Origin of the sequence: Bifidobacterium cebidarum, assembly GCF_009193305.1 — a bacterium.
Lineage (GTDB): Bacteria > Actinomycetota > Actinomycetes > Actinomycetales > Bifidobacteriaceae > Bifidobacterium > Bifidobacterium cebidarum.
The window spans coordinates 149938-162673 of sequence record NZ_WBVS01000003.1 but is presented as its reverse complement, the minus strand read 5'-3'; the positions used below and the strand labels follow the sequence as shown (position 1 = coordinate 162673).

The 12736-nt window shown below is 57.6% G+C and carries 9 protein-coding genes and 3 tRNA genes; 11 read left to right on the top strand and 1 reads right to left on the bottom strand.

Annotation, left to right across the window (positions count from 1 at the left end):
* Nucleotides 1-445: 445 nt before the first annotated feature.
* From guaA to F7D08_RS04310, 10 genes are all read left to right on the top strand, one after another.
* Nucleotides 446-2008 carry a glutamine-hydrolyzing GMP synthase gene (gene guaA / locus F7D08_RS04355; protein ID WP_152209465.1) on the top strand — a complete coding sequence of 521 codons (1563 nt, stop codon included), beginning with the start codon at nucleotides 446-448 and terminating at the stop codon, nucleotides 2006-2008.
* A 575-nt stretch (nucleotides 2009-2583) separates the two neighbouring features.
* On the top strand, nucleotides 2584-4065 hold the full coding sequence (locus tag F7D08_RS04350; protein ID WP_152209576.1) for a DUF1846 domain-containing protein: 1482 nt from the start codon (nucleotides 2584-2586) through the stop codon (nucleotides 4063-4065).
* A gap of 134 nt (nucleotides 4066-4199) precedes the next feature.
* Nucleotides 4200-6113: an acyltransferase family protein gene (locus F7D08_RS04345; RefSeq protein ID WP_152209464.1), complete on the top strand. Its 1914-nt coding sequence runs from the start codon at nucleotides 4200-4202 to the stop codon at nucleotides 6111-6113.
* A gap of 140 nt (nucleotides 6114-6253) precedes the next feature.
* Nucleotides 6254-7276, top strand: a complete 1023-nt coding sequence (locus tag F7D08_RS04340; RefSeq protein WP_152209463.1) for a ribose-phosphate diphosphokinase — start codon at nucleotides 6254-6256, stop codon at nucleotides 7274-7276.
* Between the two features lie 161 nt (nucleotides 7277-7437).
* Nucleotides 7438-7508 (top strand) — tRNA-Gln (locus F7D08_RS04335).
* A 110-nt stretch (nucleotides 7509-7618) separates the two neighbouring features.
* Nucleotides 7619-9001, top strand: a complete 1383-nt coding sequence (gene glmU / locus F7D08_RS04330) for a bifunctional UDP-N-acetylglucosamine diphosphorylase/glucosamine-1-phosphate N-acetyltransferase GlmU (RefSeq protein WP_152209462.1) — start codon at nucleotides 7619-7621, stop codon at nucleotides 8999-9001.
* Between the two features lie 3 nt (nucleotides 9002-9004).
* Complete coding sequence (rsfS, locus tag F7D08_RS04325; RefSeq protein ID WP_152209461.1) at nucleotides 9005-9418, top strand: ribosome silencing factor; 414 nt, start codon at nucleotides 9005-9007, stop codon at nucleotides 9416-9418.
* 85 nt (nucleotides 9419-9503) lie between these two features.
* Complete coding sequence (locus tag F7D08_RS04320; protein WP_152209460.1) at nucleotides 9504-10205, top strand: histidine phosphatase family protein; 702 nt, start codon at nucleotides 9504-9506, stop codon at nucleotides 10203-10205.
* A 143-nt stretch (nucleotides 10206-10348) separates the two neighbouring features.
* A tRNA-Ala gene (locus F7D08_RS04315) sits at nucleotides 10349-10421 on the top strand.
* Nucleotides 10422-10489: 68 nt separating this feature from the next.
* Nucleotides 10490-10562: transfer RNA gene (locus F7D08_RS04310), tRNA-Ala, on the top strand.
* Nucleotides 10563-10611: 49 nt separating this feature from the next.
* Here the strand turns inward: F7D08_RS04310 and F7D08_RS04305 are convergent.
* Entirely contained in the window at nucleotides 10612-11415 is an 804-nt protein-coding gene (locus tag F7D08_RS04305; RefSeq protein WP_152209459.1) for a Cof-type HAD-IIB family hydrolase, read from the bottom strand.
* Between the two features lie 302 nt (nucleotides 11416-11717).
* On the opposite strand from F7D08_RS04305, the gene F7D08_RS04300 reads away from it, so the two are divergent.
* Entirely contained in the window at nucleotides 11718-12689 is a 972-nt protein-coding gene (locus F7D08_RS04300) for a MetQ/NlpA family ABC transporter substrate-binding protein (RefSeq protein WP_152209458.1), read from the top strand.
* Nucleotides 12690-12736 lie beyond the last annotated feature (47 nt).

Genomic DNA, 12736 nt, shown 5'->3' with positions numbered 1-12736 from the left:
CTCCTGCACGGTAAACGTGCGATTGATTATTTCTGTTCGGTCGCGGGCCTTAGTTCCTTGCGGTACCAAGGTTTTCCGTTCCCAATCAATCGTCATGGTACGAGGACAACACGACTTTTGAACGATTTCTTGCGGGTGTGTTCGAAATTGTTGCGGAAATTTCAGTATTTGTGCGTTTAAGCCTTAACTTTGTAAACATTGATTTTCGTGCCTGGATTGTAAGAAACGGCGCAATAAAGCCAAAATCAGTATATTTGCACCTATGATTACGTTCGATTTACAGTGCTTAGAGCCGGCGTGTTGGCTTTGTGAAGGCATGTGACTTGTTCGTTTTTCGCACATAGAAGCGACCGCTATTCATGCGTGTCGAGGTTGTCGTATTGACCGGTGATAATCATCAATGTTCAACCCACGTAAAGTCTCAATGAACGTTAGGGGAATATCAATGGCAAATGGTCCTGTGCTCGTCGTCGATTTCGGCGCCCAGTACGCCCAGCTCATCGCTCGCCGTGTCCGTGAGGCCGGCGTCTATTCCGAACTCGTGCCGCATTCCATGCCGGCCGACGAGATTCTGGCCAAGGATCCTAAGGCGATCATTCTGTCCGGTGGCCCGGCTTCTGTGTTCGAACCCGGCGCCCCTACCATAGATACTAAGGTCTTCAACGCTGGTGTGCCGGTGCTTGGCATTTGCTACGGTTTCCAGGTCATGGCTTATGAGCTCGGCGGCAAGGTGGACAAGGCCGCCCTTGGCGAGTACGGCAAGACCAGCGCCACCATTGACGACGCGGAAGGCATCCTGGCTGATTCCCCGGCTGAACAGACCACGTGGATGAGCCACGGCGTTGCCGTCGAGCAGGCTCCGGAAGGCTTCGAGGTGCTGGCTCACACCGAAGGTGCACCGGTCGCCGCCATGGCGGATGAGTCTCGCAAGCTGTACGGCGTGCAGTGGCACCCGGAAGTCAAGCACTCTCCGCTGGGCCAGAAGCTCATCGAGAACTTCCTGCATCGTTGCGCGGCCCTGCCCAACGATTGGGATGCCTCCTCCATCATCGAGGACCAGGTCAAGAAGATTCGCGAAAAGGTCGGCGACGCCGAAGTGATCTGCGGTCTGTCCGGTGGTGTGGATTCCGCCGTCGCCGCGGCTTTGGTACACAAGGCCATCGGCGATCAGCTCACCTGTGTGTTCGTCGACCACGGTCTGCTGCGCAAGGGCGAGGTCGAGCAGGTCAAGCATGACTTCGTCGAGGCTACCGGCATTCGCCTGATCACCGTCGATGCCGCCGATGACTTCCTCACTGCTCTGAAGGGCGTCACCGAGCCGGAGCGTAAGCGCAAGATCATCGGCGAGAAGTTCATCCGCACCTTCGAAAAGGCACAGCAGCAGGTGCTCGAAGAGGCCGGCGCCCGCGGCAAGGAAGTCAAGTTCCTCGTACAGGGCACCCTCTACCCGGATGTCGTGGAATCCGGCGGCGGCGACGGTGCTGCGAACATCAAGTCCCACCACAACGTCGGTGGTCTGCCCAAGGACATCAAGTTCCAGCTCATCGAGCCGCTGCGCACCCTCTTCAAGGATGAGGTGCGTGCCATCGGCACCGAACTTGGTCTCCCGGACGAGATCGTCTGGCGTCAGCCGTTCCCGGGCCCGGGCCTCGGCATCCGCATCATCGGCGAGATCACCAAGGAGCGCCTCGACCTTCTGCGCGAAGCCGACGCCATCGCCCGTGAAGAGCTCACCAAGGCCGGTCTCGATCGCGATATCTGGCAGTGCCCGGTCGTTCTCCTCGCTGATGTCCATTCCGTCGGTGTCCAGGGCGACGAGCGTACCTACGGTTCCCCGATCGTGCTGCGCCCGGTTTCCTCCGAGGATGCCATGACCGCCGATTGGGCCCGCGTGCCGTATGACGTGCTCGCCACCATCTCCACTCGCATCACCAACGAATGCCGTCAGATCAACCGCGTGGTGCTGGATTGTACCTCCAAGCCCCCGGCAACCATCGAATGGGAGTGAAATGCTCTGATGGAGCGTTAGCTGCGTTGCGGAACATTCGACGTACTGTTGTACGCCTTCATGTTCCACGCCTTGCTACCGCACACATCAGAACATTTCACTTAACCAGGTGATGCCTTCGGCCATTGTGATTAGAGGCCGCACGCATCCTGCAATTACTCAAAGGAGTGAAATGCTCTAATGCCGTTATTCTCGGGTGAAATACCTTGGGAATAACGGCATCGTCATATATGAGGATTGCATTATTTTCGTGATACGGCGGAATCGTTGGTCAATTTGTGCACAACATCGTGAAAACGTGGTTTTCCATAAATTGTGACAAATTAGTCTCTTTGCCTAATAAACAATTGCAGTCCAAGAATGGCTTAATTCCAACGTTTTGTAATAATGCGCCATGCTCCCAATACGTTAGTAAAACGTTTGACTTAACGGTTGTGGCAAACAAACATGGTACAACATTGCCAAATCGTTGTTTTTGACGAGTTGTGGTGCCTTATTACGTGCGAAAGAGTAATCCTAGTTTTTCCGGTATAATTTTTCCGTTTATGACGATGTTCGGAAAGGGATACCGCCTTATGCGTCAGGGCTTCGACAACCAGAAGTATATTGAGCTGCAGTCCGATAATATTCGCAAACGCATCGCCCAGTTCGGCGGCAAACTGTATTTGGAATTCGGCGGCAAGCTGTTTGATGATTACCATGCTTCACGCGTGCTGCCTGGCTTTGAGCCGGATGTGAAGTTCCAGATGCTCAAGAGCATGGCGAACGATGTGGAAATCGTCATCGCCATCAACGCGAACCACATCGAAAAAGCCAAGATGCGCGGCGACCTGGGCATCCCCTATGACGAGGATGTGCTCCGTCTCATCGACGTGTTCCATTCCCATGGCTTGTATGTGGGCTCGGTGGTCATCACCCAATACGCCGGCCAGCCGGCCGCCGATGCCTATCGCCACCGTCTCGCGCAGCTCGGGGTCACCTGCTATCTGCATTATCCAATCGCCGGGTATCCGCATGATATCGAACATATCGTGTCGGCCGAAGGCTACGGCAAAAACGATTACGTGGAAACCAGCCGACCGCTCGTCGTGGTCACCGCCCCAGGCCCCGGTTCCGGCAAGCTCGCCACCTGTCTGTCCCAGCTGTACCACGAGCATCAGCGCGGCATCGAGGCCGGATACGCGAAATTCGAGACGTTCCCCATCTGGAATCTGCCGCTCAACCATCCGGTGAACATCGCCTATGAGGCGGCGACCGCGGATCTTGACGACGCGAACATCATCGATTCGTTCCATCTCGAGGCCTATGGAAAGACCACGGTCAACTACAACCGCGATGTTGAAGCCTTCCCGGTGCTCAAAGCCATGATGGAACGCATCATGGGCAAGAGCCCGTACCAGAGCCCCACGGACATGGGCGTCAACATGGCCGGTTACGCCATTGTGGATGATGAGGCCTGCAGGGATGCCGCGCGTTTGGAAATCGTCCGCCGGTATTTCGCCGCAACGGAACGCGTCAAGCGCACCGGAACCGGTGAGGAGCAGGTGGAGCGTCTGCGTTCGATCATGAACAAGGCGTCGGTGACGCCGGACCTGTCGCCGGCACGAGCGGCGGCACTGGGCAAGGAAGCTGCCACAGGGGCGCCGGCTGGTGCCATGGTATTGCCGGACGGCAGGGTCGTCACCGGCAAAACCGGTGAGTTGCTTGGCGCGGCCAGTGCGCTGCTCATGCATGCGCTGAAGGCCGTCACCGGAGTGGACGATGCCGAGCAAGTCATCGATGATGCGGCGATCGAACCGATCTGCCAATTGAAAACCGAACATCTCAACAGCACTAATCGACGCCTGCATTCCGATGAGACCTTGATTGCGCTGTCCATCACCAGCGCCACCAGCCCGGTGGCCGCTCATGTGATCGCCGGGCTTGAACAGCTGCGTGGCTGTGACGCCTTCTTCTCCGTGATCATCTCCTCTGCGGACGAGGCCCTCTACCGCAAGCTCGGCATCAACGTGTGCTGCGAGCCCAAGTACGAGCGCGTGAGCCTGTACCACAAATAAAAAACAGCAGGCCATACAAGATCCGGATTATCCCATCGTCGTATGGCCTGCCGTGTCTGTGCGGATTGATATAAAAAACCGTTGAGAAGAAACGGCATACGATCGAAAAGCGAGAGACAACAGTGACGGCGGCAGTGCGTAGACGTTATGTTGGATTGGACGGTATTAAAGGTCTGGCGATCATCGCGATTCTGCTGTACCACATGCAGGAGCAGATGTTGCCGGGCGGATTTTACGGCGTGGACGTATTCTTCACGGTTTCCGGTTTCCTGATCGGCGTCAGTCTGCTGCGTTCTCTTATGAATAGTGGTTCACTCCGTCTTGAACGGTATATTCCGAAACGCGCTGTGCGCCTGTACCCGGCATTGTTCCTGCTCATCCCCGTTATCGTGTCCGTGGGATGGCTGTACGACCGTGATTTATTGGTATCCATACGGGACCAAATAATCACGGTGCTGCTGGGATGCTACAACTGGTATGCAATCGCAAGCGGACAAAGCTATTTTGATCAGATGAGCCCGCAGACATTTCGGCATTTATGGTTCATCGGCGTGCTCATGCAATGCTATGTGGTGGCACCTTGCATCGTGTGGCTGATGTGGAAAATCCGGCGTAGCCATCTTTCCGCATTGATTCCGCTGGCATTGGCTGCCGGCAGTGGATATGCCATGTGGATGCTCTATATTCCAGGCGGCGACCCCACGCGCGTTTACTTCGGTACTGATACGCATGCCGTGGGTCTTATGCTTGGTCTGGCCCTTGCATGGTGGGTCACATCCTCCGAACGTGGCCGGTCGCAATCTCAACGCATAGCAAGAAGAGTGGCGTCGGTGAATCGATCTGGCGTTGCGGATGCAACACCATCCATGAGCGCTCTCAATGGTGCTCATAGGCAACCGAATGTGGTGTCAGAACCCTTGCACATACTTATCTGGCGTGCCGTGGCGCCTCTGTTCGCCTTTATGAGCTTGATCGCTTTGGTGGCCATGACCATAATCGGCAAACAGAATGATTTCGCTTTTCATGGCGGCATTGTCATTTCCAGTGTGCTTGCTCTGTTGCTCGTGGCCGGCACCATCTGCCAGGATTCATGGATGCAGGACCTGATGGTGTTCCGACCGCTCGCAGGTCTCGGCAAATACTCGTACGGCATTTATCTATGGCACTGGCCGTTGTGTCTGGCTTCCAAGTCATTCGCTCCGAAGCTTTTCCCGGTGCCAGGACCGTGGCCGCTGATTATGGCTGCTGTGCTCACTGCCGTAGCGGTGACGCTTTCTTGGATTCTGGTGGAAAAGCCCGCTGCCTCCAATTCGGCTGTATTCGTCATTCTGCCGTTGCATAAGCCTTCGCGCGCGCACATTGTGCGGGCGATCGTCGTGGATGCGCTGCTGGCGGCCTCGTTGTTTGGTGCAGTTCAAGGCGTGGCCAACGCCCCGGCAAAGACCGCTATGCAGATACAGCTTGAAGAACAGGCTCGACAGCTGGAAGCAATGCAGCGGAAGGAGCATGCGTTGATCCGCCGCGAGGTTCCTAAGCCGCCGCGACCGCGTTTTGCCATGCCTGCAGGAGACGAAATGACCGCCATCGGAGATTCGGTCATGCTTGCTTCCTCCCAAGGCCTGTCGAGCGTGTTCCCAGGCATACAGACCGATGCTGAAGTCTCGCGCTCTATTATGGTGGCTTCCGATATGATCCAGAATGACTTATCTGCCGGCACGCTGCGACAGTGGGTGCTGGTGGGGCTGGCCACCAACTCCGAGATTACCGACGGCCAGCTGGATCAGATCCATGACATGATCGGTCCTGATCACGTGCTGGTGTTGATTAATGCCCATGGCGATCGGACTTGGATTCCGTCCACCAATCAGGTTCTTGCGGATTATGCCGCCGCGCATCCGGATAACGTGGTGTTGGTGGACTGGAATGCCGCCGCCACAGCCAATCCACAAATATTGGGATCTGATGGGATCCATCCTAAGCTTGACAGCGATTTATACGCACAGACGGTGAAGAGCACCATTGCTGCGTGGATCAAAGGCAATCACTGAGTCGAAGTGGGTGGCGCGCGGCTGTCTGAACGATGTGCCGTATGCGAGTTGGTAAACACAAGGCGACGCCGATGTGTACCGCAGTCGCCAAGAGCGGCTATGCTTGGAATTTGCATCAGCGAGACCACACGTTGGGAGTAATGGTGAGCGCAATCCTTGAAGGAAAGCCTGATAAGAACCTGATTCTCGTTACGGGAAGAATTCATCCGAAATTGGCCGAAGATGTTGCGCAACAGCTCGGCATCGATTTGTTGGAAACCACGGCGTACGATTTCGCCAATGGTGAGATGTATGTGCGCTACACCGAGTCGGTTCGTGGCGCTGACGTCTTTGTACTGCAAAGCCACTACCAGCCGATTAACAAGGCGATCATGGAACAGCTCATCATGATTGATGCGCTGAAGCGTGCCTCCGCCCGTTCCATTACCGCCGTGTGCCCGCTGGTCGGCTATTCCCGTCAGGATAAGAAGCATCGTGGCCGTGAGCCCATTTCCTGCCGTCTGATCTTCGATCTGCTCAAGACCGCGGGCGCGGACCGCATCATGTCGGTTGACCTGCATGCGGCGCAGTCCCAAGGCTTCTTCGACGGCCCGGTGGATCATCTGATCGCCATGCCGGTACTGGTGGACTACATTCGTGACCGTTTCCAGGGGCAGCTCGACAATGTGGCCGTGGTGTCTCCGGATGCAGGCCGTATTCGCGTGGCCGAGCAGTGGGCGCAGCGCCTTGGTGGCGGTCCTCTGGCATTCGTGCACAAGACCCGTGACATCACGCGTCCGAACCAGGCTGTGGCCAACCGTGTGGTGGGTGACGTGCAGGGCAAGGATTGCGTGCTGGTCGATGATCTGATCGACACCGCAGGCACGATTGCCGGTGCATGCCATGTGCTGCAGGATGCCGGTGCCAAGTCGGTGACCGTGGTCGCCACGCACGGCGTGCTTTCCGGTCCTGCCGTGGAGCGTCTGAAGAACTGCGGCGCGCGTGAGGTCGTGCTGACCGATACCGTGCCGATTCCGGAGGAGAAGCGCTGGGATGGTCTGACGGTGCTTTCCATCGCCCCGTTGCTCGCCAGCGCCATCCGTGCCGTGTTCGAGGATGGTTCGGTCGCCGAGCTGTTCGACACGTATCCGGAACATCACGGACAAGGCTTCCTGTTCGCATGACGCGCCGGTCGCCGGTACGCGGATGAATGCATGCGAAGTCGCTGTGCGCAACGCAGGGTGACGCGCAAATGGCGCGATGTGTACGACGCGACATGGCGGTGACATTCGACAAATGCCGAACATATGGTATAAATGAACACTTGTGGGTGAAAACCCACGATTCCCCCATGGTGTAATGGCAGCACACGGGTCTTTGGAACCCTTTGTCTTGGTTCGAGTCCAGGTGGGGGAGCCCGATACGGCCACTCGACATACGAGTGGCCGTTCTTTGTTTTTCCGTCTATTGTTTTAGATTGTTTGCAATAGCACAAGTTATTCCGAATCGAAGGGAATACGTCACTTATGGCATTATCTGCAGCCATCATCCTCGCCGCCGGCGAGGGCACCCGCATGCGTTCCAACAAGCCGAAGGTGTTGCACACCTTTGCCGGTAAGACCTTCTTGAACAGGGTGATGAATTCTGTTGCCGCATTGAACCCGGACACGCTTGCCGTGGTCGTGCATTTCCAGGCTGAGCGCGTGGCCGCGGCGGCCCGCTCGTATGACGAGAACGTGACCATCGTGAACCAGGATGACATTCCCGGCACCGGTCGTGCGGTCCAGTGCGCCATGGCGCAGCTTGCCGAATCCGGAGAGCTGAATGGCCCGGTGCTGATCGCCGCTTCCGATATGCCGCTGCTTGACAGTGACACGCTTCGCCAACTGGTGGAATTCCACAATGCCTCCGGCAACGGAGCCACCGTGCTCACCACGATCCTCGACGATCCGACCGGCTATGGCCGTATCATTCGCGATCGTGAAGGCAACGTGCTGCGCATCGTCGAACAGAAGGACGCCAACCGCAGCGAACTCGCCGTGCAGGAAGTGAACACGTCCGTGTACGTGTTCGAAGCCTCTGTGCTGTCCGAAGCCATCGCGGGCCTGAAATCCAATAACGCTCAGGGCGAGTTCTACCTGACCGATGCCCTTGAAACCGCCAAGTCCGCCGGCAAGGTCGGCGCGTTCGCCGCTCCCGATCCATTGACCGTGGAGGGTGTGAACGATCGTGTGCAGTTGGCCGCCCTTTCCAAGACCTACAACCGTCGTGTCTGCGAACGCTGGATGCGCGAAGGCGTGACCATCCTCGATCCGGAAACCACCTGGATCGAGGATGACGTCAAGATCGGCCGCGACGCCACCATTCTGCCCGGCTCCTTCCTCCAGGGCCATACGGTGATCGGTGAGGACGCGGTTGTGGGCCCGTACACCACGCTGATCGACGCCACGGTGGATGCCGAAGCTGTGGTGGAGCGCTCCCGTGTGCAGGAATCCCATATCGGCGCGCGTACGAACATCGGTCCATGGACCTATCTGCGCCCGGGCAACGAGTTCGGCGAGGACGCCAAGGCCGGCGCATTCGTGGAGATGAAGAAGGCGCATATCGGCAACGGCACCAAGGTGCCGCACCTGAGCTATGTGGGCGATGCCCAGCTTGGCGACCACACCAACATCGGCGGCGGCACGATTACCGCCAACTATGATGGCGTGCACAAGAACCGCACCGTCATCGGTTCCGGTTGCCATGTGGGCGCGGGCAACCTGTTTGTGGCCCCGGTCCAGGTCGGTGACAATGTCACCACCGGTGCGGGCTCCGTGGTCCGCCATGCCGTGCCGGATGACACGATGGTCTACTCCGAGAACACGCAACACAATGTCGAGGGCTGGAAGCCCGCGTGGGAGCGCTGATCGATGCCGGCGCTCCAGGATTCCATCAATGCCGTGCGTGTGGCCGCACAGGCTGCCGACCGCATCAAGGCCACCGATATCGTGGCGTTCGACGTCGCCGACCTGCTCGGCATCACCGATATCATGATGGTCGCAGGCGCCTCGAATGAACGTCAGGTGCTTGCCGTGGCCGAGGAGATCGAAAAGGACCTGTATCTGAAATGCGACGGGCGCCAGGCCCGTTCGCGAGAGGGACTGACCGAAGGCCAGTGGGTGCTGCTCGATTACGGTGATTTCGTCATTCACGTCATGCATGACGAGGCTCGTGAATTCTATGGTCTGGAGAGATTGTGGAAGGATTGCGAGTCCATTGATTTGCAACTTGAGCACCCGGAGACGGCAGTGCATGACCGCACTGCCGATGATCTGGCCGATTGACATTAGCGACGCGGTGGCGGTGGATGACTTCACCCCACCGCGTTTGCGTTGATACAGAGCTGCATTCGAGCGTAAGGATTATTCCATGACAACTCAACATGTTCGTTCCATCTTCCTCGTGCGCCATGGCCGCACGTCGTATAACGCTGCGCACAAGCTTCAGGGACAGGTGGACATTCCTCTGGACGCAGTGGGGCAGTGGCAGGTCAGGCAGACCGCCGCGGCGCTCAAAGACCTTTATGTGGACCGCAGACCCGAAACGAGCCAACGCCTCATCGTATGCTCCGATTTGATGCGCGCTCACGCCACTGCGCAGGCTTTTGCCGATGAGCTGGGCGGCGCGACTGTCCATGATGATGTTCGCGTGCGCGAACGGAGCTTCGGCGACTGGGATGGCCATGCGGTGAGCGAACTGGCCGAACGCTACCCTGAGGATTTCCGCTCATGGATGGAGCATCGTGGCGGTGAGATGAAATACCACGCCGAGGCCAAGGAACATGTAGGCAAGCGCGGCGTGGAAGCCTTGCAGGATTGGTCAACGCGGGCAGGCATGGATACCGACCTGTTTGTGTTCTCCCATGGGGCATGGATTTCCCAGACCCTTCAGACCCTGCTCGGCCTGAGCCAAGTGGACCCCACGTTCGCCTCGCTGCTTTCGATGCGCAATGCGCATTGGGTTCGTCTTGTTCCGATGGATATCGAGGGGCGGCCGACTCGATGGCGTTTGCTGGATTACAACCATGGCCCGGCCATCGCCGACACGGACGAATGGGAAAAAGAGCGCTGAAATCGTTGGAAACAGTAGGAAAACTATCCGGTATGAGGTATGCCAAATCACATGAATGTCATTTGACGACACGCCGATTTGCCGGATAGTTCATTCTGTCGTAATGTATACGAGGTCCGAACGACGGGCCAACAACTGAAAACGGGGCTATAGCGCAGCTGGTAGCGCATCTCCATGGCATGGAGAGGGTCGGGGGTTCGAATCCCCCTAGCTCCACGAAGAGATCATTGACATCCAGTGTTGATGATGTCCTTCAGATTCATTGATAATGAATCAACCCATTTGGGGCTATAGCGCAGCTGGTAGCGCATCTCCATGGCATGGAGAGGGTCGGGGGTTCGAATCCCCCTAGCTCCACAGATAAGGCCGGCGCTTCAAGCGTCGGCCTTTTGCGTATCGAGCTATCCTACAGAATCTCAAAATGCTGCAATGCATGCAGCACGCCATCATGGTCCACATCGTCGGTCACAAAATCGGAGGCGTTCTTCGGCTCGTCGGTGGCGTTGCCCATCGCGACGCCGATGCCGGCATAGGCGAGCATGGCGGTGTCGTTGCCGCCATCGCCGAAGGCCATCGTCTGTTCGCGAGCGATGCCGTAATGCTCCATGAACCGTTGGATGCCGCGAGGCTTGCCGCCGTCGGCGGGAATCAAATCGGTGAAATCCGGGTGCCAGCGCACTCCACGCACGTTGCGGCACAGTCCCACCAGCTCGGTTTCCTCCTGCACTCCGATGAATGGGCTGATCTGGAACGTCTCATGAGTCAGGGCGCGTTCATGAGGATCGTCGAAATATCTGATCGGCGCCGTCTTGCCCAGTTGCGCCCATGTGGCTCGCAGGGCGTCGTCATCCTGATTGAAATACACGTAATCCTTCTCGCCGAAGTTGCATACCACGTGCGGATGGCTGTCGAGCCAATCGAGAATGATGCGAATATCCTCTTGGTCGATGGACTGCGATGCGAAGAACCCGGAGTCATCGAAACAGTACTGGCCGTTGAATGCCACGACGCCGTCGAACGTCACGGGCATGGTGTCCAGTACCACCTTCATCTGCGACGGGGCGCGGCCGGTGCAGATCAACACCTTGATGCCGGCCTTCTGCAAGGAGCGAATCGCATGCACGGTGGAATCCGGAACCGCATGCGTGGTGAAGCTCGTGAGTGTGCCGTCGATGTCGAAGAACACGGCTTTGATATCAGTATCGGTCATGGTTTCATTGTCGGCGCTGGGCGCCCGCGCCGCGCCGTATGCAGGCTTCCTCTCGCCAGAGGTGTCCACATAGTGATTAAAACCTGTCCAATGCTGTCTCGAACCGGTTTTATGGCAGCCCTCAAAACCGCATGATTCCAGTCGTTTATATGCCTGCCATAACCAACGCCTATACGGCAATTCGCATATTTCCGGGCTTTGCGCGATGCGAAGCGGCTATTGTGTAACACGTTCGTCAGTGAAACCATGTGCTGCATTTCATGGACACCGACGCAAGCAAACATGAAGAAGAGGAAAGATCGATGACTTCAGCAAATCAGCCGGCAGCCCCGGCCAATAACAACGAGCCCGTGCGCGTGAACAACACGCCGCGCAACATCATCATCGCCATCGTCGTGGTGGCCATCGTCGCCGTGGCGGCATTCTTCGGATTCCGCGCATTCTCCGGCTCCGGCCAGGCGGACGCCAAGGGCTCCAAGGACAACCCGGTCAAGATCGGCGTTGTGGGCGCCACGGATCCTGAATGGGTGCTGTTCAAGCAGAAGGCCGAGAAGGCCGGCATCTACGTCGACATCGTGGACTTCCAGGACTACACCTCCGAAAACCCGGCACTCGACTCCGGCGAGCTCGATCTGAACGAGTTCCAGCACCTGCTGTACCTCGCCAACTACAACGTGAGCAACAACAAGGATCTGCAGCCCATCGGCGGCACCGCCATCTACCCGCTCGGCGTGTACTCCACCAAGGTCAAGGACATCAAGGACATCGCAGCAGGTTCCACCGTCACCATCCCGAACGATGAGACCAACCAGGCCCGCGCCATCGGCGTGCTGAAGGCCGCAGGCCTCGTGACCCTGAAGGGCGACTGGACCGCATTCTCCACTCCGGCCGATATCGATGAGGCCAAGAGCAAGGTCAAAGTCACTCCGCTGAAGGCCGAGCAGGTCGCCACCACCCTGAAGGATCCGACCATCGCCGCTGGCGTGATCAACAACGACTACGTCGCCGATGCCGGCCTCGATCCGAAGGACGCCATCTACCAGGATGATGCCGAATCCGAGGAGGCCCGCCCGTATATCAACGTCTGGGTCGCCCGCAAGGATGATGTGAACAACGAAACCTACAAGAAGCTCGTCCAGATCTTCCAGGAGAAGGATGTGCTTGACGCACTGCAGGAGAAGTCCGGCGGCACCGCGGTCTTCGCCAACAAGTTCAGTGCTCAGGAGCTGCAGAGCTACCTGGCCGACATCGAAAAGGACGCCAAGGCTCAGTGAGCTGCTGATAGACGAAATCAATAGTGCCGGGTGAGGATGCCATTCAC